A 23290-nucleotide genomic window follows, 5' to 3' on the forward strand; every position below is an offset into this window, starting at 1 on the left:
TTCACCCGTTATAGTGATAGGGCATTTTAAAGTGCTTTAACTGAGAGGGATTAATTACTTAATCCAATTAGAGTGGAACCGCGAAAGTTTACTTCGTCTCTATATTTGTATAAGAGATGGGGTTTTTTTGTTATCTAAATAAGTATAAAAGAATATGAAAATAAAATATTAAAAATATATAGCAATTTGAGGAGGAAAATAATATGATTTATAATGGAGGATTAGAACTAATCGGAAATACACCAATTTTAAAGGTTAACAGTTTAAATAAAGATGAAAATATTGCAGATATATATGTTAAGCTTGAAAAGTTTAATCCGGGTGGAAGTGTTAAAGATAGAGCAGCCCTTGGGATGATTGAAAAGGCTGAAAGAGAAGGAATACTAAAACCAGGAACAACAATTGTAGAGCCAACAAGTGGAAATACAGGAATAGCGCTTGCATTAATAGGTAAACTTAAAGGCTATAAAGTTATTATCATAATGCCAGAAACAATGAGTAAGGAAAGAAGAGATTTAATCAAGGCTTATGGAGCAGAACTTATATTAACAGAAGGTGTTAAGGGCATGAAAGGCGCTATAGAAAAAGCAGAAGAAATAGGAGGCGGAGAAGGATTTTTCATTCCACAACAATTCGAAAATATAGCTAATCCAGAGAAACATTATGAAACAACAGCTGAAGAGATATATAAGGATATTCCAGATCTTGATGCATTTGTAGGCGGAGTTGGGAGTGGTGGAACTATAGTGGGACTATCTAAGAATTTAAAAAAGAAAAATCCTAATATTAAAGCAATTGCAGTTGAACCAGCTAATTCACCAGTATTAAGTGGTGGAAATCCAGGAGGACACAAAATTCAAGGGATTGGAGCAGGATTTGTTCCTGGAATTTATGAAAAAGAATATGTAGATGAAATACTACAAGTAAAAGATGAAGATGCTTTTAAAACAGCAAAGGCATTTGCTGAAATTGAAGGCATATTAATTGGAATTTCTTCAGGCGCCGCAGTATATGCAGCTATAGAAGTTGCTAAAAAGCTTGGAAAAGGCAAAAAGGTATTAGCTATTGCTCCAGATGGAGGAGAGAAATATATATCAATGGGATTATATGACTAACAATTCACAATGTACAATTAAGGAACAAATCATTTTATGATTTGTGAAAGAATTTAATCAATAATTGTGCATTCATTAAAATTCTACTGAAAACTATTGAAAAAGGAGAATAAGCTGTGTTTAAAAGATTAAATTATGATTTAAAAAGAGTTTTAAATGAAGATCCAGCAGCTAAAAGTAAAATAGAAGTATTATTATTATATCCATGTATCCATGCATTAATAGCATATAGAATAACACATTTTCTTTATTTGAATAAAATATTTTTCTTGGCTAGATTGATTTCACAATTATCTAGATTCTTTACAGGTATAGAAATTCATCCAGGAGCTAAAATAGGAAAAGGATTATTTATAGATCATGGAATGGGAGTAGTAATTGGGGAAACTGCTGAGGTTGGAGATAATGTTACTCTTTATCATGGAGTAACACTTGGGGGGACAGGAAAAGATACTGGGAAAAGACATCCAACTATTGAGGATAATGTATTAATAGGAACAGGAGCTAAGGTACTCGGTCCTATAACTGTAGGAAAAGGCGCTAAAATAGGAGCTAATGCCGTAGTTGTAAAAAATGTACCAACAAAATCAACAGCAGTAGGAAGTCCAGCTAAAAATATTGTAAGAACTGAAAAAGCAGCAACTATAATTGAAATAAATGATATAAAAGGACGTAAAAAGAAAATATTTAATGAAATGATTATTTAGTGTTATATTAAATATAGATTCAGTATGATTTATTTATAGAAGTTTTCATTAGTTAAAAAGCTTAAAGCATATGAAGGTATGAAAGTTTGAACTATTAGGTTTAATTTTCATACTTTTTTTGTTTTCGGGATAAAAAGTTTAGGGACAATTTTTTGCAATACTAATAATAGTGAAGCATAAATGATTGAAAAGTGTTATGAAAACCTTAACTTGTACATATGAATGTTTTAAGAATTGCATAGATATATGAAAAAATATATAATATAATAAATATATAGTTTTTTAGAGGAAAGGTTGGGAAAATATGTTATCACCAATTGCAATAACAATCATAAAAAGATTACCAGAAGGATTAGTTATAAAAATAGCACAAAAAATAGTTGCTAACTATATGAGAAAGTATGCAAACATAACAATTAGTGGCATAGATAATATAACTAATGTTAAGAAACCACGAATATTTGTATGCAATCATTTAAGTAATTCAGATGGATTAGTTTTATCAAAAATATTAAAAGAAAAAAGTGATCCATATTTTATAGCAGGAGTAAAGTTATCAGATGACCCAATAACTCAATTAGGAACTAAAATAGTCAAGAATATATCAATTAAACCTAGTTCAGCTGATAAAGAAGCTATTACTAAGGTAGTTAAGGCTCTTAAAGGTGGAAATGATATTTTGATATTCCCAGAGGGTACTAGAAGCAGGACTGGTGGAATGATAGAAGGTAAAAAAGGTATATTATTATTTGCTAGAATGTCAAAAGCAGAAATAATTCCAATTGGTATGGCTGGAACTGATAAGCTATTACCTATAAGTGAAGAGGGCAATATGGGGTCAGAAAAGTGGCAACATGCAGATGTTACTATAAATATAGGAGAAAAAATTGTATTTCCTAAGAAGGAAAAAGATGAAGATAAACATGAATATGAAGATAGATGTATGGATATTCTAATGAGAAGTATAGCAAATCTTTTGCCAAAAAAGTATAAGGGAATTTATGCCTAGATAAGGAGAATACAAAAGATATGAAAGCAAGGACAAAAAAGATTGCAGATATTTTAAAAGAAACATATCCAGATGCAAAATGTGAATTAAATTACGAGACACCACTTCAATTACTTATAGCTACAATATTGTCAGCTCAAACAACAGATAAAAAGGTAAATGAAGTTACTAAAGACTTATTTAGAGATTATCCAGATTTAGATGCTTTTTTAACCTTAACAAATGATGAACTTGAGGAAAGAATAAAGCAAATAGGCTTATATAGAAATAAATCTAAAAATTTAATCCTTATGTTTAGGCAGCTTAAAGAAAAGTTTAATGGGGAAGTTCCAAAGACTATGGAAGAGATAATGTCACTTGCTGGAGCAGGAAGAAAAACAGCTAATGTTGTTTTATCGAATGCCTTTGATGTGCCATCTATAGCCGTAGATACTCATGTGTTTAGAGTTTCAAATAGATTAGACCTTGCAAATTCGAAAAATGTTTTAAAAGTAGAAATGCAGTTGCAAGAGGAAATACCTAAAAAAGAGTGGACACTTATGCATCATCTTTTGATATTTCATGGGAGAAGATGTTGCACTGCTAGAAATCCTAAATGTACAGAATGTGCTTTAAGTAAATTATGTAAATATGCTTAAATTAAATTAGTTGAAAGTTATATGTAAATAATTGGGGTTAATTAAATGGGCCACAGTTAAGAAAATTCGAAGACTTAGTGGTTCTTTTAATGTTTGGATTAATTTATTAAAATGAGTATAGGCTATAATAATTATTTAATATTTTTGATTATTCAGTCAGAATTAAGAAATATTTGGAGGGAATTCATGAAAATTGGAGTTATAATGGGTGGTATATCATCAGAAAGAGAGATATCATTAAAAAGTGGAAATTCTATAATTGAGAATATAGATAAGACAAAGTATCAAGTAATATCAGTAGTTATAGATAAAAAAGAGGATATAATAACTAAAACGAAAGGAATAGATTTTGCTCTTTTAGCATTACATGGTCAATTTGGAGAAGATGGAACTGTTCAAGCAGTACTTCAAACTTTAGGAATACCATATTCAGGTTGTGGACCTTTAAGTAGTGCTATGTGTATGGATAAAGATATATCAAAGTCTATTTTAGAAGCAGCAGGAATTAGAACTGCACCTTGGATTAATTTAAGAAAAAATGATAATATAGATTTTAACAAAATAAATGAATTAGGATATCCAGTTGTAGTTAAGCCAACTCATGGGGGTTCAAGTGTGGCTACCTTTATTGTAAAAGAAGAGAAAGACATTGAAAATTATGTAGCAGAAGCTTTTAAATGGGACAGTGAAGTTATGATAGAAAAATTTATTGAAGGTGATGAAATAACTTGTCCTGTTTATGGTGATAAGATGTTACCAGTAATTGCAATAAAGCCCAAATCAGAGTTTTTTGATTTTGCTTCAAAATATCAAGATGGTGGAGCTGAAGAAATTGTAGTAGAATTAGAAGAAAAATTGAACGAAGAAGTAGAAAAAATGGCATTAGAAACGTATAAAGCACTAAAATGTGAAGTATACTCTAGAGTTGATATCATAGTTACAGAACAGGGAATACCTTATATCTTAGAAGTAAACACACTTCCAGGAATGACTAAAAATAGTTTGATTCCTAAAAGCGCAGCAGCTTTGAATATAGGATTTTCTAAATTAATTGATATGATCATAGAAGATTCAATGAAAATAATTAGATAATACTTGTTTATACAGATAGTTAGAGCAAAAAAACTAGAGTTATGCATATAAGCTACCCAAATAAGGGGCATGTAATTTTCGCAAGCAAGCCTCTTATTCCAGTTTTATAGAGAGTCTCCATAAAATGATGGCACATTTCTTATTTTATTTACTTACAACGTTATTGTTTCTTCTTGCAGTCTTTGCAGACGCCTTTCATTATCAAGTTGTGGTCTGTTAAAGTAAAACCAGTAGAATTTTGGACTATTTCTTGAATTTGGAGCATAGGACATGGAACTTCCACTTCTTTATGGCAAATATCACATTCTAAATGATGTTTGTGTGTTTTTCCTTTAAGCTTATATGAAAATACTCCATCAGTTAGAGTTATTTTTTCTGTAATTTCTTTTTCTTCAAATAATTCCAACGTTCTATAAATGGTACTTAAATTAATATTTATGTTATTGTCTTTATAAATCTGATATATTTTTTCAGCAGATAAACTGTTTTCTGAATTTTTTAATATATTTAAGAGTTCTATTCTTCCTTTAGTAAGTTTAATCTCTTTTTCTTTTAAAAATTCTTTTGGTTCCATTTTCATATCCCCTAACAACTATATATTAAATATATTATATCATATATCAATAGTTTCATTAAGGCATATTCAAAAAAATAACAAGTGAGTATACTAGTCTATTTTGCGTCATGAGGAAGCTCGACTCGTATACATCTCATCTTTGACTTGTTAATCTCTTTACATATTCCTAAAAAAATATCATCTTAAGTCCGAAGAATATAAGAGCAATGCCAGCGAAAAAATTTGCATATCTTGCAATAAATTTTATTCTTTTCATATATCTACAAATAAAAAAACCTAATGTACAAATAAATAGTGTTATTAGTCCAATTAAAACTGAATTAACACAAAGTAATAAGTTTCTGGAAACTTGATGAAATGCAGTAAAGCCAATAACTAAAGCATCTATGCTAACTGATACTCCAAGTATTATGCAGGTACTATTTTTTATTAGGAGCTCCTTTTCCCTTTCTTTAAATCCATCTATTATAATAAGTATTCCTATAATTCCCATAATTATCCCACCTGCAATCGAAGAGATATTAGTAATATACGTATCAAACAAATATCCTAAGCTTCCTCCGATGTATGTAAATAAAAATTGAAAAAATGCAAAAGATAATACAAATTTTATTTTATTTTCTTTCTTAAGTATTGGATTTAAACCAATACCTAAGGTTACTCCAAAAGCATCCATAGCTAATGCAATTGCTATTATTATAACATCATATAAATTCATTTTCTCATCTCCTCTGAATATTAAACTTGTTTCATAATAATTAAAGTTTTTTTAAATATATGCAAAAAAAATAAAAAAAGTCTTTATTAAATATTTTTTTTATTGTATATTAATAAATAGAGTATTACTATAGCTTAATAGTATATCACATATAAACTGTTTAGTATAACAAACAAGGAGGAAATTTCATGTCAAATTGTATAATAGCCCAATCAGGGGGTCCAACATCAGTAATTAATTCAAGTGTAGTAGGACTTCTAAATGCCAATAAAGAGTTAAAAACTTTTGAAAAGGTATATGGTGGTTTAAATGGTATTGAGGGCATATTAAATAAAAACATAATTGATTTATCATTAATCTCTGATGAAGAAATAAATCAATTTAGATTTACTCCATCTTCTGGACTAGGATCTTGCAGATATAAATTAAAAGATATAGATTCTTGCAGTCAAGAATATGAAAACTTAATAAAAATTCTTAGAGAATATAATATAACATCATTTTTTTATATTGGTGGAAATGATTCTATGGACACTATTGCTAAGCTTTCAAAATATGTAAAGCTTAATAATATTGATATAACATTTATAGGTATTCCTAAAACTATAGATAATGATTTAAAATTTACTGATCATACTCCTGGCTTTGGAAGTGCAGCAAAATTTATTGGAACAACAGCACTTGAAACGTATTTAGATGCATCAGTTTATATTAATAATGGGATATTCATTTTAGAAACCATGGGAAGAGATACTGGATGGCTTGCAGCTTCGGCTTGTATTGCAAAGCTGAATAACAAACCAGTAGCGGATTTTATATATCTTCCTGAAGTTGTATTTGATAAAGATAAATTTATAAAAGATGTTAAACAAAAATTTGAAGAACAAAATAAAGTCTACATAATAGTTTCAGAGGGAATAAAAGATAAAGATGAAAAGTTTATTTCTGAATTTCAATGTGTATCTGAAGATAAATTTGGACATACTCAATTAGGTGGTGTTTCACATTATCTAAGAATGCTAATTCTTCAAGAAGGTTTTACAACGCGAGTTAAAGCATTAGAACTGGGTATTCTTCAACGTTGCGCAATGCACTGTGCTTCAGATACTGACTTAACAGAAGCATATAATGTTGGTAAAATGGCTTTGAAATATGCGGCTGAAGGTGAAACTGGTAAAATGGTTAACATTAATAGAAAATGTAATGAACCTTATGAAGTTGTTTATTCTTTAGTTGATGCACATAAAGTAGCTAATGATGTAAAATATTTTCCTACAGAATGGATTAATCAAGAAGGAAATTTTGTAACTGATGAAGCATGTTCCTATTTTGAACCATTAATAAAAGATATTCCTAATTTAACTTTTGAAGGGAATCTTCCAAAATATAAAGTATTTAATCAATAATTTTAATAAAAAAAGAATGGGATGTATAATGTGAATATTTATTACATCCCATAAAATAATTAATAGTATTTTTAAAATTTAGTGATAAAAAATTTATTGCTATATTTTTCCTAATGAAATATCTTCCAATGCATTTAAAAACATATTAACTTCATCAATTGAATTATATAATGCAAAGCTTACTCTTACCATTCCCATCATTTTTTTTGAAGGATTCTCAAGAAATTCCTTAGCATCTGCTTCACTTACATTCATAAGTCTTCTACAATAAGGATGAGCACAAAACCATCCGTGCCTTACAGAAATCCCTTTCTTTTTAGCTAAAATTTCTGCAACATCATGGTGATACATGTTTTCTAGATTAAAAGTTGCAATTCCAAGTCTATCACTTATATCTTTAGTATCTCCATAATTTATTACTTTAGGGATGCTATTAAATCCTTTTAGGGTATGATCTAAAAGAATTTTTTCTTGTCTATCTATATAATCATATCCAATTGTATTTATAATCCTTAATGAATTAATTAAGCCCATTACTCCTAAAAAGTTTTGTGTCCCAGCTTCATTTTTGTCTGGTGGAGGAAGGTATGTGATTTCATTATCAAGGACTAACTCAACAGTTCCACCACCTAAATAATCTGGATCTGCATTTGCAAAATCTTCTTTTAAGCCTATTATTACTCCAACTCCAAAAGGAGAATAAATTTTGTGTGATGAAAACACCAAAAAATCAATTTGCTCATTATCTGTATTTCCACTAATATTAACTCTTCTATGTGGCACAAGCTGTGCACCATCTATAATTAATTTAGCATTATACTTATGAACTAGCTTAGCTATAAAATGAATATTGTTAATATAACCTGTTACATTAGACGCTCCAGTAAGAGACACATACTTTACTCTACCGTAATTCGTCTTTAGTTTTTCTTCTAATTCTTCAATTTTAAGCCTACCATCTTGATCCACTTCAATATATTCTACTTTTCCTCTATTTCTCCATGGTAAATCATTTGAGTGATGCTCCATTCTTGAAGTTAATATTATTTCATTTGGCTCTTTTATAAGAGTTTTTGCTAATTTATTTATGCCTTCAGTTGTATTATTAACATAAATAACAACATATTTTTCTTTATCTTTTATATTAAAAAAATCCATCAAAAAATTTTTAGATTCTTTATATAAATTAGTAGTTATTTCTGCTTTTTGACCTGTACCCCTTCCTATGGAAGCATAAGTATTGCTTAAATTTTCAATATATTCAATACTTGACTTTATGGGTGGAGTAGTGGCAGCATTATCAAAGTTTATTCCATCTATACAATGTCCATTTGAATCACAAACTTTTTCATCTAATCCAATAAATAAGTCTTTGATGTTTTTTTTATTTTCCATCTTCATATGCATCTCCTCCAATATATATTATTCCCCAAATATATTTATTGTGCACTTAAGTAGATAAGTGAGAGTCCAAATCTCTGATTTGGTTCCTCGAACTTAGTTAACTCGTGCATACGAGTTAACTTCCTTTAATAATGATTTGATGTAGATCAATATATTTTCTTCAAAATTTTGTACTATATACATTTATACTGAATATTATTAAGAGTAATAATATTATTTATTTTAAGGAGGTAATATAAAATGAACCCTGATAAAAAATATATGTCTCAAGTTAATTTAGATAATGCAGATATTAAATTTGTTCCACTGTCAGTTATTAATAAAAGTTTTCGTGACGATGTTAATACTGGTCATAATTTAGATTTATTTCCATCTGAAGCAGGACTTCCAGAATTATGTTATTATTCAAATGAGTCTGAAGATTCTAGTAGTAAAAACATTAATACGAATATAAATACAGCTAAGTATACAATTCCGACTACTTTTGACATTTTAAGAAGTCTTGACTTGGATTTAGATGAAACAGAAGATCTTGAAAGAGTTCATTCTGACAATGATGTTAATAAGATTTATTCAATAATGGAGAAAAGAAATCCAGGAATTTTAGCTACACTTTATTCATATAGAATTCCAAGTGCAATTGTAAGAGTAATCGTTAAGCGACTGATAAGATTAACATTGTCATATTGTAATAAAGAAAATAATTATTGATAATAGAATAAATGTTAAATTAGCCCTATGCAAAAACCTCTACATATTTTGAAATAAAACAGTTCAAAATATGTAGAGGCTTTTGCTATTAATACGGATGTGCTATAGATAGGCAGAAATAAAATTGATAACCTGTAAAGTGTTAGGCATATGAAAGAAAATAGATTAGTATACTGAATTGTTATTTTTATGAATATGCTTGAATTGATATAACCCTTATAAAATAGTATAATTAGTAAAGAAAATCTAGCTAAACTATGTTTCTTATGAAGTTTAAGTAATAGAATATAAAATGAAACTTTTATCTTAAAGAAATTTTGAACATGTTTTTTGGTTTTCAGTTAAACTACTGGAGGATAAAAATGATTGTATTAAGTTGTAAAAATATATGTAAAAGTTATGGGATAAATACTATTTTAAGAGATGTAACATTTTCGATTAATGAGGGGGATAAGGTTGGCATAATAGGTTCAAATGGAGAGGGAAAAACAACTTTGTTTAAGATACTTTCAAAAGAACTTATGCAAGATGATGGGGAAGTTTTTATAGATAGGAATAAGTCTTTAGGATATCTTGCTCAACACTTAGCATTGGATTCAGGTAACACAATTTATGATGAAATGTTACTTGTTTTTGAAGACCTTACAAAATTGGAAAATAAAATTTTGGATTTAGAAGTAAAGATGAATGAGCCTTACGATGAAAAAAATGCTTCTTATCATGATAAGATTATAAAGGATTACGGAAATGCTCAAGACCTTTATGAAAATAGAGGTGGGTATACATATAAAGGCGAAATATCCCGTGTAATTAAAGGTCTCGGATTTACGGAAGATGACTTCAGTAAACATATTTCAACCTTAAGTGGGGGACAAAAAACTAGAGTTGCTCTTTGTAAATTGCTACTTTTAAATCCAGATATATTATTACTTGATGAACCTACTAATCATTTAGATTTAGAAGCGATTGAATGGCTTGAAGAATATTTGAAAACTTACAAAGGTACTGTAATTGTAATTTCCCATGATAGATTTTTCTTAGATTCTGTAACAACAGGAACATTTCAAGTTATAAATGGTCATGTGAATTGTTATAGTGCATCTTATACTAAATCTTTAGAATTAATGAAAAAAGATTATGATGCTAAATTAAAAGCTTATAATCTGCAACAATCAGAAATCAAAAGGCAAGAGGCAATAATAGAAAAGTTTAGATCATTTAACCGAGAAAAAAGTATTAAAGCTGCTGAAAGTAGGGAAAAAGCACTTGATAAAATGGAAATTATAGATGCTCCGGATAAAGAAAAAGCTGCATCCAAGATTAAATTTGAAGCATCGGTTAAAAGTGGATATGATGTACTTCATATTGAAAACTTAACTAAAAGCTATGCTGATAAGAAATTATTTTCTGGTGTATCTTTTGATTTAAAAAGAGGAGAAAAAATCGCGTTAATAGGTGAAAATGGACGTGGTAAAACTACTCTTTTCAATATTATAATGGATAAAATTAAAAGTGATTCTGGAGTTAAAGTATTGGGGGTAAATGTTAATGTTGGTTATTATGATCAAGAACAATCCAATCTAAATCCAGATAAAACAGTATTAAATGAAGTATGGGACGATTTTCCGGAGCTCACCACAAGTGAACTTAGATCATTTCTTGGTTCATTCCTCTTTAGAGGTGATGATGTATTTAAAGAAATAAATAAATTAAGTGGTGGAGAAAGATGCAGAATAAATCTTTTGAAATTAATGCTATCAAAATCAAATTTACTTCTTCTAGATGAACCTACCAACCATTTAGACATTCCTTCTAGAGAAGCACTTGAAGAAGCAATGTTAAGTTATGATGGTACATTAATTGTAATTTCACATGATAGATATTTCTTAAATAAAGTAATTCATAGAATATTAGAACTACAAGAATATGGAGCTTACGAATATCTTGGTAATTATACCTATTATACTGAAAAGAAAAAAAATCCTCAAAGATTTGAAACTTATGAAGGTTTAGCTACAGGAAAAACTAAAACTCAATTAAATGAAGATAAGAAAAAGAAAAAAGCTTTAGAAAAAGAAGTTAAAGCTAAGCAAAATGAGATTAGAACTGTGGAAAATAACATAAGTACAAATGAAGAAGCCCTTGGAAAATTACAAGAAGAACTTTGCAAAGAAGAAATTTACTCAAATCCAGTGGAAAGTGAAAGAGTAAATAAGGAAATTAAAGTTCTTGAAGAAATTATAGAAAAACTCTACGAACAGTGGGAAGAAATTTCAAAATAACATCAGAAGATGAAATATTTAGATGAAATTGCAACTGGCCTTAAAATAATAGCAAGTGAAAATCTTAATTATAGATTACAAGAAAAAGGCACAGATGAAATTAAAAATATAGCTTACAATATAAATTATATGGCTAAGGGAATAGGCGATAAAATAAGTTTCTATGCACAACTAAACCTATGATTATTTATTAATTATAGGTATTTTTTTGAGATAAAGTAATATTTATATTAGAGAAGTATTTTTTATTTTGGAGGAAATATGCAAGATAAAAACCCTAATAGTCGTTTTGGAGTAGACATAAATGAATATACCCAAAATGTTCAATTTGATATACTGGCAACAAAAGTAGACTTTTTATATTTGAGAGCTTCAGGATCAGCTACAGGAAGGTTTCGAGCTGATCAAAAATTTGTAGACTATGCAAAGACTAGTAGAAGTTATGGAATTCCAGTTGGAGCATATCATTTTTCATTACCATCGTATGATTTAACAGATGCTGATAGACAATGTGATGATTTTATAAATACATTACAGGATGGTTTTGGGAACAAGGATTATGGTGATTTATTCCCTGTTATAGACGTAGAAGCACCATTAGATAAATCAATATCTACAAAAACATTGATTAATTGGATTGATAGATTTAGAAAAAGATTTGAAAGAAAAACTAGAAGAAGACTTATGATTTATACAGGAACAAATTTTGTAGAACTTTATGATAATTTCTATATTCCGGGACGCGGTTATCCTCTAAAGAATATGCCTTTATGGATTGCTATGTATACAAAGATTCCTATTAATCCTGACTTTCCACCAAATGTTGGAGGATGGACTAGATGGAGGATCTGGCAATATAGTGAAGATCAAAACATTGCAGGAATTGGAAATCCTGTTGATGCTAATTGGGGACCAGATAATGTAGATTTATTAACTCAACCAGATGTTGTTACTGGATTGCAAGCAAGATTTGAAAAGGGAAATATATATGTTTCTTGGAATAGGAATAAAGATATAGATTTATTAGGATATAATATTTTTGTAAATAAGGAATGGGTAGGCACAGTTGATGAGAATGCTACAAGTTATTTAATAACTAGAGATAAATTAAATATTAAAAAGAATGCTCCTGTAGAAGTGGCAATTGAAGCTTTTGACTATGACGGAGAAACATCTAAAACACGTGCAAAAATAAATTTATAGACCAAATCAGATTTATTCAAAAAAATAACTAATCAATATATGAGTCAATTTTGCACCATACTGTATTGATACGATTCATTGATAACTATCACCAATGAATCAGATATCTTAATGGGGTATAAAATATACATCATATATTGGGTTGTTATTTTTTTTAGGTTCAAAATCTAATTCCTATTGATATCATATATAATAATATTACTATCATATAACAGTTTTAATATGATATAATAAAAATATTGATGAAAATTTAATATTATTGTAAATTTTCATCAATATTTTATCTAAAAGTAATGATAAAACATATGAATTTTAGATTATTAAAATACTAATTCCTTGAAAGGAGAAGAACGGGTGGAAAAAGGTACTGGCAAAAGAGCACAAGCTTCCAAAAAGGTTGCTAAAATACAAAAGAAGATTATGCTAGCAATAGCAGCAGTTGTAGTAATAGGAGTCGCGGCATTAGCTGCATATTCATTATCAATAAAAGGTATAGTTAAAGATTGGGATAATAAAATGTATCCAGGTGTAACTGTACAAGATGTAGATCTTGGAGGCATGACTAAAGAAGAAGCAAAAAATAAGCTTACTGAAACATTTGAGACAGCTATAGACAATAAAAAATTATCTATAGCTATAGGGGACAAGCAATACGAACTTATTTATTCAGATATAATGCCAAAATATGATATAGATGGAACAGTAGAACAAGCTTATAAGTTTGGAAAAGAAAGTGGAATTTTTAAGAAATATATGGCCATAAAAAATTCAAATAATGAAAAAAATCAGATTTCATTAGGATTTTCTTATGATGAAGAAAAATTAAGAGCATATGAAGAAAAATTACAAAAGGATGTTACTCAATCAGCAAAGGACGCTACAATTAGTATAGAAAAGGGTAAGATAGCTGTTAAATCTGAAGCAGATGGAAGAACAATAAATTTAGAGACGTTAGATTCAAAATTAAAAGAAAGCATAAATGGAGATCTTAATTCTACAAATAAAGTAACAGTGGATTTAGAAACAACAAAACCAAGAGTAGCTAAAGAGGATTTATCAAAAATAAAGGGTGTAATGGGATCTTTTTCAACAAGTTACTCTACCTCTGCAGCAGGGAGAAGTAATAATATAGAAATAGCAACTGGAGTTATAAATGGAACAGTAGTTATGCCAGGAGAAACATTTAGTTTTAATGATATCGTAGGACCTAGAACAATTGAAAGAGGCTATCAAGAAGCAGGAACATATGTAGGGAATAAAGTAGAGCCAGGAATTGGTGGTGGTATCTGCCAAGTATCTACTACGCTTTATAGAGCAGTAATGAAAGCTAATTTAAGATCTGTTGAAAGAACAAATCACTCTATGGTAGTAGGCTACGCAGAGCCAGGACTTGACGCAACAGTTTCTTATGGATATTTAGACTATAAATTTAAAAATACTTATGATTTTCCAATTTATATTCAAGGAAGCACTGTAGGTAAAGTAGTGACTTATAATATATATGGAGATCCTAGTGAATTAAACGGAAAAACATATGATATGGTAAATGAAGTTCTTGAAACCATACCTCCTGAAACTAAAGTAGTGCCAGATAGTAGTTTACCAGAAGGAAAAGAAGTTAGTGAAGGTATAGGTGTGACTGGATATAAAGTAAAATCATATCAAATTACTTATGAAAATGGAGTAGAAGTAAAGAGAGATGTTATATCAACAGATAACTATGCAAGTGTTGGGATAATGGTAAAAAAAGGAACTCAACCACCACTAATAGCAAAATCAGCACCATAAATTAAATATTTAGAATAAAATCAAAACAGAGCATATTTTCTTTAAAATTAAATTAATATATTAAAGAGAATATGTTTTTTATTTCTAAAAAAGCTAAAAAGATTAAAATTTGTGGAGAAGTTTGAGTTCAAAGCCTAAAGTAGTATAAATTTTTCATTATAGATATTATTAGATAATGAAAATTTTGACTTGTTATGAACCGTATAGTATAATTTTAAAATAAAAGTGGACTAATTTTTTTATAAAAATAGGAGAAGGTGAAATTTTGAATTTAAATATAGTATTATATCAACCTGAAATACCTCAAAATACAGGGAATATTGCAAGAACTTGTGTTCTTACAGATAGCAAATTGCATTTAATAAAACCATTAGGATTTGAAATAAACGATAAACAAGTTAGAAGAGCAGGTTTAGATTACTGGAAAGACTTAGACTTAGAAATACATGAAAGTTATGAAGATTTCATGAAAAAGTATGGAGATAAAACAATTTATTTATTAACTACTCATGCAGAAAATCATTTTGATGAGATTTCTTTTAAAGAAGGAGATTTTATAATGTTTGGAAGAGAATCGAGTGGAGTTCCTGAAAAAGTACATGAAAGCAATATTGGATTTAGAGTTCCTATGATAAAATCAAGTGCTAGAAGTTTAAATTTATCCAATACAGTGGCTATAGTAGCTTATGAAGCTCTAAGGCAGATGAGATTTCCAGATATGAAATAATCAAAGAGGATTGAAGAAAAATGGAAAAAATAAAAATTATAACAGATAGTACTGCTGATTTGTCGAAAGAAATATATGAAAAATATGATATAGAAGTTTTACCATTATTAATAAACTTTGGAGAAGAGAGTTATCTAGATGGGGCTGAAATAAATTCTAATGCAATATTTGAAAAAATACAAAAATATAATATATTTCCGACTACGGCTCAAGTAACTCCTAATAGATTTATTGAATCATACTCAAAATATTTAAATGAGGGATATAAAATTATATCAATTCATATATCTTCAGTTATGAGTGGAACATATCAATCAGCATGTATAGCAAAGGATTCATTAGAAAGTGATAATATACTTGTAATAGATTCAAGAAATGTTTCTGCTGCTCTTGGAATATTAGTTTTAAAAGCAGTCAAGCTTAGAAAAAAGGGTTATAACATTATAGAAATAGAAAGAGAAATAAACAATGTAAAAGATAATGTTAAGCTTAAAGCTTATTTTCATTCCCTAGAATATCTTGTAAGGGGAGGCAGAATTTCAAAGACTTCTGGTATAGTAGGTAGTGTGTTTGGAATAAAATTAATAGTTGAAATCAAAGATGGGATTATGTCTGTAAAAGATAAGATTAGAGGAAATAAAAAAGCAATTAAAAAAATCATAAATGATTTAGAAAATGCAAACTTAGATGATGAAGTGCCGGTAATATTAGTTAATGTAGATAATGTTGAGGTTAAAGAAGCTCTTATTGAACATATGAAAAATAGTAATGTAAACTTTATTGAATGTCCAGTTGGATCAACTGTAAGCATACATTCCGGGCGAGGATGCTGTGGATTAGCATTTTTAAATAAATAATTTTAAGATATAATAAAAAATAAAGACATGATTTATACCAATTTTAATTAAGGCATATGAAAGAAAATAACAAGCTAAAGATGTGATGTATATTTTGCGTTAAACACTTAGGTAAGCATGCTTACGTGTTATGAAGCCAAATATCGGATCTGTTTACTTGTTATTTTTTTATTATGTCTAAAGTACTTGGATATTAATTGAAATGAGCTTGAGCATAATATATAAGGTATCTTTTTATAATTAAAGTTATTATAGTAAACTTGCATTATGAAGGTAGAACAGGGTATACTATATAAAGATTATTAATTAAAATACTTGGTCTGATGAATACGTTTAATTAAGAGCCTAATACATAGTCATAAGGAGGAATATGTATAAATTTGAATTTTAGAATGAAAATGACGTAAGAACAGATATTGGTATTAACACAAAATATGCAACAATCTATAAAACTTATAAAGATGCCTTGCAAAGCAATCAAGATTCAGAAACAAATGCTTATGTTAAAGATAAGTATTTATTAACAAGTTATAGAACTATAAAAATAAAAAATGAAATAAAGAGAATAAAGTGAAACTTTTAAGAGCGAGATTTCACGCAAATTAAGTTTAGTTAAAATTATAATTATAAGGATACCTAGTACGTTTAAGGGGAATATTGGATAAAATAGATTTAATTATAAAATCATGGGATAAGTTACAAAAAAAGTTTACTAATAATTATTTATATTAGAGTTTTTATGTTTTTTTTGGAAATATTATAAAAAAATTTTACTAAAGCCTTTAAAATTTCATCAAGGTGTTTTATAATAGTAAATATGGGACATATTGAAATAATATGGGACGCATAGAGACCAAAGGAGTGCTTGAGTTGCAGGAAATATTGGAGTTACAAAAAAAGATAGTTCCTGAGCTTGTAAATACATTAGAGAAAAGGTATAACGTACTCAGAACAATCGCTGATAATGAGCCTATAGGTAGAAGAGTTCTTGCGGATACGTTAAGTGTTGGTGAAAGAACAGTTAGAACAGAAATAGGTTTGTTAAAAGAACAAGGATTAATTGAGATAAATACTTCTGGAATGACAGTTACAAGTGAAGGTATAGACCTTATATATAAATTAAATGATTTCATTCATCAAATAAAAGGCCTTTCAGAAGTTGAGAAGAAAATAGAATCTTCTCTTAATTTAAAAAAGGTAATCATAGTCCCAGGTGATGTTGAAGAAAATCCTTTAGTATTAAAAGATTTGGGAAAAGCTTGTGCAAATTATGTGAAAGATGTTTTAGAGGATAATTCTATTATAGCTTTAACAGGTGGAAGCACATTAAAAGAAGTTGTAGAGGCATTTCCTAAAATAACAAATTTATCAAATATTCAAGTAGTACCAGCAAGAGGTGGCATGGGTAAGAAAGTTGAAACACAAGCAAATACTTTAGCTGCAACTTTAGCTAAAAAGCTAAATGGTACCTATAAAATGCTTCATATTTCAGAAAACTTAAGTTTAGATACAATAGATACATTACTTAAGGAAGAAGCTCTTAAGACAGTAATAGATACTATACATAAAGCAGATATCTTAATATATGGTATAGGTAATGCTGTTCAGATGGCTAGAAAAAGAGGGGTTCCACAGCTGGAAATAGATAATTTAATTAATCAAGGAGCTGTTGGAGAAGCATTTGGATGTTATTTTAACAAAGACTCAAAAATAATCTTAGAAACTACCGCTGTTGGAATTAAAATTAATGAAGCAAGAAAAATAAAAACACATATTGCAGTGGCAGGTGGGCAGAATAAAGTTGAGTCCATAATATCAACTGAATTTAATGACATAAATGGGGTATTAGTTACAGATGAGGCAACAGCCTATGGACTACTAAAGAGACTAGATAATGAAATTCAGTTATTAAAGTAGCTTGTAAAATTTATTTTTATAAAAAAAGAAAAACATTATTAGGAGGTAATTATAATGGTAAACGTAGCAATTAATGGTTTTGGGAGAATAGGTAGATTGGCTTTAAGATTAATGATTAACAACCCTGAATTTAACGTGGTTGCAATCAATGATTTAACAGATGCTAAAATGTTAGCTCACTTATTCAAATATGATTCAGCTCAAGGAAAATTCGATGGAGAAATCGAAGTTAAAGAAGGAGCTTTCGTAGTAAACGGAAAGGAAATCAAGGTTACTGCTGATTCTAACCCAGCAAACTTACCTTGGGGAGCATTAAACATAGATATCGTTTTAGAATGTACTGGATTCTTTGCATCAAAAGCAAAAGCTTCAGCTCATATTGAAGCAGGTGCTAAGAAAGTTGTTATTTCAGCTCCAGCTGGAAACGACCTTCCAACAGTAGTTTACAATGTAAACCACGATATTTTAAAGGCAGATGATACAGTTATTTCAGGTGCTTCATGTACTACTAACTGTTTAGCTCCATTTGCTAAAGTATTAAGCGATAAATTTGGATTAACAAAAGGTTTCATGACTACAATCCACTCTTACACTAACGATCAAAATACTTTAGATGCTCCACACAGAAATGGTGACTTAAGAAGAGCTAGAGCTGCTGCAGCTTCAATAATCCCTAACTCAACTGGTGCTGCTAAAGCTATCGGTTTAGTTATTCCAGAATTAGCTGGAAAATTAGATGGAGGAGCTCAAAGAGTTCCAACAATCACTGGTTCATTAACTGAATTAGTTTGTACTTTAGATAAGAAAGTAACTGCAGAAGATATTAATGCTGCTATGAAAGCTGCTGCAACTGAATCTTTCGGATATACTGAAGATCCAATAGTTTCTTGTGATATTATAGGAAGCAGCTTCGGATCATTATTCGATGCTACACAAACTAAGGTTATGGAAGTTAATGGAGAACAATTAGTTAAAGTTGCTTCTTGGTATGATAATGAAATGTCATACACTAACCAATTAATCAGAACTTTAGGATACTTCGCTAACTTAAAGTAATATTAAACTAACTAAACATAATTGCGCAAATTTATGTTAAAGTAAATAAGTCTGGTTTTGTAGTATAAGGCTATAAAGCCAGACTATTTTAAAATATTTATAAAAATAAATTTTTGAGGTGAGTTTTAATGAATTTCAATAAAAAAACAATTGAAGATATAGATGTAAATGGAAAAAAAGTATTAGTTAGATGTGACTTTAATGTACCATTAAAAGATGGTGTTATAACTGATGAAAATAGATTAATTGGAGCACTTCCAACAATAAAATATTTAGTTGAACATAATGCGAAAGTTATTCTTTGTTCACATTTAGGAAAAGATGCTTCTAAATCTTTAGCACCAGTTGCTACAAGATTAAGTGAAATGCTTGGAAAAGAAGTAGTTTTTGCTAGAGATGAAGAAGTTGTTGGCGAAAATGCTAAAAAAGCTGTTGCTGATATGAAAGATGGAGATGTTGTATTATTAGAAAATACAAGATGCAGAAAAGAAGAAACTAAGAATATTGCAGATTTCTCTAAAGAATTGGCTTCATTAGCTGATGTATTTGTTAATGACGCATTTGGAACAGCTCATAGAGCTCACTGTTCAACTGTTGGTGTAACTGATTACCTTGACACTGCTGTATGTGGATATTTAATTCAAAAAGAATTAAAATTCTTAGGAAATGCAGTTGAAAGTCCAGTAAGACCATTCGTTGCTATCTTAGGTGGAGCAAAAGTTTCTGATAAGATTGCTGTTATAAACAATCTTTTAGATAAAGTTAACACAATCATAATTGGCGGTGGAATGGCTTATACATTCTTAAAAGCTCAAGGATATGAAATCGGAACTTCATTAGTTGAAGAAGATAGACTTGATTATGCTAAAGAAATGGTTGCTAAAGCTGAAGAAAAAGGTGTTAAATTCTTATTACCAGTAGATCACAGAGTTGCTGCAGAATTTAAAGATGTTGAAGCTACAGTAACAGAAGATCAAAATATTCCAGCAGGAAGCATGGGATTAGATATCGGACCAAAGACAGAAGTTTTATATGCTGATGCTATTAAAGATGCTAAGACAGTTATCTGGAATGGACCAATGGGAGTATTTGAATTCGAAAACTACAATAAAGGAACAATTGCAGTAGCTAAGGCTATGGCAGATGCAGATGCTACAACTATAATCGGTGGTGGAGATTCAGCTGCAGCTGTTAACATCTTAGGATTTGGAGATAAAATGACTCATATTTCAACTGGTGGTGGAGCATCACTTGAATTCTTAGAAGGCAAAGTATTACCAGGAATTGCTTCATTAAACGATTAATTTTTAATATAAGGGAAATTAATACATTTTATTTAAGTATATTGATTGGAATAAACTTAAATAAACTCAAAATAGTAATTACTAAAAAATAATAGATTAAACAGATTTAAGAAGCTCTCGGCCAAAAGCTTCTTATTAAAATTTTAATTATGAGGTGTATGTAATGAGAAAAGCAATTATTGCAGGTAACTGGAAAATGAATAAAACTGTTGAAGAAGCAGTTAAAATGGTTGAAGAATTAAAGTCCTTAGTTAAGGATGCTACATGTGATGTAGTTATATGTCCTACTTTTGTATGTTTAGATGCTGTTAAAAAAGCAGTAGCTGGATCAAACATAAAGGTTGCAGCACAAAACATGCACTTTGAAGAAAGCGGAGCTTTCACAGGAGAAGTTTCTGTAGGAATGTTAGAAGCTATGGAAATTGACTATGTTATTTTAGGACACAGTGAAAGAAGAGAATACTTCAATGAAACTGATGAAGCATTAAACAAAAAAGTTAAAAAGGCTTTTGAACACAACATTACTCCAATCCTTTGTTGTGGGGAATCTTTAGAACAAAGAGAGAATGGAACTACTAATACAGTTATAGAAGCTCAAATTAAAGTTGATATAGCTGGATTAACTAATGACCAAGCAGAAAAGCTTGTTATTGCTTATGAGCCAATTTGGGCAATTGGGACAGGTAAAACTGCTACTGATGAACAAGCGAATGAAACAATTAAAGCAATAAGAGCTATGGTTGCTGAAATGTATGGATCAGAAGTTGCTGATAAAGTAAGAATCCAATACGGTGGATCAGTTAAACCAAACACAATAAAAGCTCAAATGGAAATGTCTGATATAGATGGAGCATTAGTTGGTGGAGCTAGTTTAGTTGCTGCTGATTTTTCTGCAATAGCTAATTATTAAGATTTAGTTTAAATAGCTATCTAAAGATGATTAATAGAAAATCATTTTTTAGGTAGCTTTTTTACAATAGTAATTAATAAGGCAACTTGAGTATTTTTCAAACCATATAAGGAGATTTTGGGGTAGATATGCTTAAATTACCTTATACTTTGATTTTCAATGTTTATAAGTTGCAACAAATATAAAAGAATAATATAATTTAAGAGATTTATAAGACCTGTATAATAAAAGATAATATTTAATATGTTATTATTTTAAATAAAATATTTGGAGGAATAGGAAAATGTCAAAAAAACCTGTTATGTTAATGATATTAGATGGTTTTGGAATTGCACCGAAATCAGAAGGAAATGCTGTGAGTTTAGCAAAGAAACCTAATTTAGATAAATTATTTGAAAAATATCCTACTTCAGAGCTACAAGCTAGTGGCTTACAAGTTGGATTACCAGAAGGTCAAATGGGTAATTCAGAAGTTGGACATTTAAATATTGGATCAGGTAGAATAGTATATCAAGAATTAACTAGAATTACAAAAGCAATCTCAGATGGAGATTTTTTTAAAAATGAATCCCTTAAAATTGCTATGGATAATGCTAAAAAGAGCGGATCAAGCCTTCATCTAATGGGACTTTTATCAGATGGTGGAGTTCATTCACACATAGATCATTTAAGAGGACTTTTAGAATTTGCTAAAAAAGAAGGGGTTCAAAATGTTTACGTTCATGCATTTATGGATGGAAGAGATGTACCACCTTCATCAGGAAAAGAATTCATAGTAAAAACTGAAGCTATGATGTCTGAAGTAGGCGTAGGTAAGATTGCAACTGTAAGTGGTAGATATTATGCTATGGATAGAGATAATAGATGGGAAAGAGTTGAGCTCGCATATAACGCATTAGTTTTAGGCAAGGGTGAAACTACAAATAGTGCGGTAGAAGCTATGGAAAATTCATATCACGATAATAAAACAGATGAATTTGTTTTACCAACAGTAATAACTGAAAATGGTAACCCAGTTGCTAATATTAAAAATGGAGATTCGGTTATATTCTTTAATTTTAGACCAGATAGAGCTAGAGAAATAACTAGAGCTATTAATGATAAAGAATTTACTGGATTTAAGAGAGAAACCTTAAATCTTACTTTTGTAACAATGACTCAATATGATAAGACTTTAGAAGGCGTAAATGTAGCTTATAATCCACAAACTTTAACTAATACTCTTGGAGAATATGTAAGTAGCAAAGGATTAAATCAACTAAGAATTGCTGAAACTGAAAAATATGCTCACGTTACTTTCTTCTTTAACGGTGGAGTAGAAAAAGAAAATCCAGGTGAAGATAGAAAAGTAATTCCTTCACCAAAGGTTGCAACTTATGATTTAAAGCCAGAAATGAGCGCATATGAAGTAACAGAGGAATTGCTAAGAAGATTAGATAGTGATAAATATGATATGATAATATTAAACTTTGCTAATCCAGATATGGTTGGTCATACAGGAGTTATTGAAGCAGCTGTTAAAGCAATTGAAGCAGTTGATGAATGTGTAGGAAACATTGCAAATAAAATTTTAGAAATGGATGGGTGCTTGTTTATTACTGCGGACCATGGTAATGCAGAAACTATGATAGATTTCTCAACAGCAAATCCATTTACAGCTCATACTACACATCCAGTACCATTTGCTTGGGTGTCAAATCATACAGAAAATAAGAAGTTAAGTGATGGAAAACTTGCTGATATTGCTCCAACAATGTTAACTCAATTAGGACTTGAAATTCCTCTTGAGATGACTGGAGAAAATTTAATAGTAAATAAATAATTTAAAATTAAGGTATCTGAAAAAAATAATGGTCTAATTAGATTAGA

At 29.4% G+C, this 23290-nt stretch carries 20 protein-coding genes, 1 pseudogene and 1 other annotated feature (1 of these 22 only partly in view); of the genes and pseudogenes, 18 read left to right on the top strand and 3 right to left on the bottom strand.

Annotation, left to right across the window (positions count from 1 at the left end; genetic code table 11):
- Positions 1–104, top strand: a binding site (T-box leader) (it extends 163 nt beyond the left edge of the window).
- A 99-nt stretch (positions 105–203) separates the two neighbouring features.
- The 5 genes from cysK (at position 204) to LLF98_RS13560 (ending at position 4561) form a co-directional block, all read left to right on the top strand.
- Positions 204–1115 (top strand): cysteine synthase A, encoded by a 912-nt coding sequence (cysK, locus tag LLF98_RS13540; RefSeq protein ID WP_291704464.1) that lies wholly within the window; start codon positions 204–206, stop codon positions 1113–1115.
- Positions 1116–1231: 116 nt separating this feature from the next.
- Positions 1232–1822 (top strand): serine O-acetyltransferase EpsC, encoded by a 591-nt coding sequence (gene epsC, locus LLF98_RS13545; protein WP_291704466.1) that lies wholly within the window; start codon positions 1232–1234, stop codon positions 1820–1822.
- Between the two features lie 304 nt (positions 1823–2126).
- Positions 2127–2831, top strand: coding sequence for a lysophospholipid acyltransferase family protein (locus LLF98_RS13550; RefSeq protein ID WP_291704469.1), 705 nt, complete (start codon positions 2127–2129; stop codon positions 2829–2831).
- Between the two features lie 20 nt (positions 2832–2851).
- Positions 2852–3469, top strand: a complete 618-nt coding sequence (gene nth, locus LLF98_RS13555; RefSeq protein ID WP_291704471.1) for an endonuclease III — start codon at positions 2852–2854, stop codon at positions 3467–3469.
- 186 nt (positions 3470–3655) lie between these two features.
- Positions 3656–4561 (top strand): D-alanine--D-alanine ligase, encoded by a 906-nt coding sequence (locus tag LLF98_RS13560; protein ID WP_291704473.1) that lies wholly within the window; start codon positions 3656–3658, stop codon positions 4559–4561.
- A gap of 160 nt (positions 4562–4721) precedes the next feature.
- Here LLF98_RS13560 and LLF98_RS13565 read toward each other — a convergent pair whose 3' ends face one another.
- On the bottom strand, positions 4722–5135 hold the full coding sequence (locus tag LLF98_RS13565) for a Fur family transcriptional regulator (protein WP_291704475.1): 414 nt from the start codon (positions 5133–5135) through the stop codon (positions 4722–4724).
- Between the two features lie 169 nt (positions 5136–5304).
- Complete coding sequence (locus LLF98_RS13570) at positions 5305–5856, bottom strand: manganese efflux pump (protein ID WP_291704477.1); 552 nt, start codon at positions 5854–5856, stop codon at positions 5305–5307.
- A gap of 188 nt (positions 5857–6044) precedes the next feature.
- Here LLF98_RS13570 and LLF98_RS13575 point away from each other — a divergent pair, with 188 nt between their 5' ends.
- A complete protein-coding gene (locus LLF98_RS13575) occupies positions 6045–7262 on the top strand; it encodes a 6-phosphofructokinase (RefSeq protein WP_291704479.1) in 1218 nt (405 codons plus the stop codon).
- 99 nt (positions 7263–7361) lie between these two features.
- On the opposite strand, the gene LLF98_RS13580 is transcribed toward LLF98_RS13575, so the two are convergent.
- Entirely contained in the window at positions 7362–8663 is a 1302-nt protein-coding gene (locus tag LLF98_RS13580) for an aminotransferase class V-fold PLP-dependent enzyme (RefSeq protein ID WP_291704481.1), read from the bottom strand.
- Positions 8664–8906: 243 nt separating this feature from the next.
- Here LLF98_RS13580 and LLF98_RS13585 point away from each other — a divergent pair, with 243 nt between their 5' ends.
- The 12 genes and pseudogenes from LLF98_RS13585 to gpmI all read left to right on the top strand — a co-directional run bounded on the left by LLF98_RS13585 (position 8907) and on the right by gpmI (position 23243).
- Positions 8907–9377: a hypothetical protein gene (locus tag LLF98_RS13585; RefSeq protein WP_291704483.1), complete on the top strand. Its 471-nt coding sequence runs from the start codon at positions 8907–8909 to the stop codon at positions 9375–9377.
- 362 nt (positions 9378–9739) lie between these two features.
- Positions 9740–11659 carry an ABC-F family ATP-binding cassette domain-containing protein gene (locus LLF98_RS13590; protein ID WP_291704485.1) on the top strand — a complete coding sequence of 640 codons (1920 nt, stop codon included), beginning with the start codon at positions 9740–9742 and terminating at the stop codon, positions 11657–11659.
- A gap of 6 nt (positions 11660–11665) precedes the next feature.
- A pseudogene (locus LLF98_RS13595) lies at positions 11666–11818 on the top strand (HAMP domain-containing protein); the annotation flags it as partial.
- A gap of 102 nt (positions 11819–11920) precedes the next feature.
- Positions 11921–12862 (top strand): glycoside hydrolase family 25 protein, encoded by a 942-nt coding sequence (locus LLF98_RS13600; protein ID WP_291704487.1) that lies wholly within the window; start codon positions 11921–11923, stop codon positions 12860–12862.
- A gap of 354 nt (positions 12863–13216) precedes the next feature.
- Positions 13217–14650: a VanW family protein gene (locus LLF98_RS13605; protein ID WP_291704489.1), complete on the top strand. Its 1434-nt coding sequence runs from the start codon at positions 13217–13219 to the stop codon at positions 14648–14650.
- A 265-nt stretch (positions 14651–14915) separates the two neighbouring features.
- Complete coding sequence (locus LLF98_RS13610) at positions 14916–15377, top strand: tRNA (cytidine(34)-2'-O)-methyltransferase (RefSeq protein ID WP_291704490.1); 462 nt, start codon at positions 14916–14918, stop codon at positions 15375–15377.
- Positions 15378–15397: 20 nt separating this feature from the next.
- Positions 15398–16234, top strand: a complete 837-nt coding sequence (locus LLF98_RS13615; RefSeq protein WP_291704492.1) for a DegV family protein — start codon at positions 15398–15400, stop codon at positions 16232–16234.
- Positions 16235–17071: 837 nt separating this feature from the next.
- Entirely contained in the window at positions 17072–18151 is a 1080-nt protein-coding gene (locus LLF98_RS13620) for a sugar-binding domain-containing protein (protein WP_291704494.1), read from the top strand.
- Positions 18152–18205: 54 nt separating this feature from the next.
- Positions 18206–19207, top strand: a complete 1002-nt coding sequence (gene gap / locus LLF98_RS13625) for a type I glyceraldehyde-3-phosphate dehydrogenase (RefSeq protein WP_291704496.1) — start codon at positions 18206–18208, stop codon at positions 19205–19207.
- A 128-nt stretch (positions 19208–19335) separates the two neighbouring features.
- On the top strand, positions 19336–20511 hold the full coding sequence (locus LLF98_RS13630; RefSeq protein WP_291704499.1) for a phosphoglycerate kinase: 1176 nt from the start codon (positions 19336–19338) through the stop codon (positions 20509–20511).
- 163 nt (positions 20512–20674) lie between these two features.
- Positions 20675–21421, top strand: a complete 747-nt coding sequence (tpiA, locus tag LLF98_RS13635; protein ID WP_291704501.1) for a triose-phosphate isomerase — start codon at positions 20675–20677, stop codon at positions 21419–21421.
- 283 nt (positions 21422–21704) lie between these two features.
- Positions 21705–23243: a 2,3-bisphosphoglycerate-independent phosphoglycerate mutase gene (gene gpmI, locus LLF98_RS13640; protein WP_291704503.1), complete on the top strand. Its 1539-nt coding sequence runs from the start codon at positions 21705–21707 to the stop codon at positions 23241–23243.
- The last annotated feature ends 47 nt before the right edge of the window (positions 23244–23290 follow it).

Origin of the sequence: Clostridium sp. (genome assembly GCF_021372645.1) — a bacterium.
Taxonomy (GTDB): domain Bacteria; phylum Bacillota; class Clostridia; order Clostridiales; family Clostridiaceae; genus Clostridium.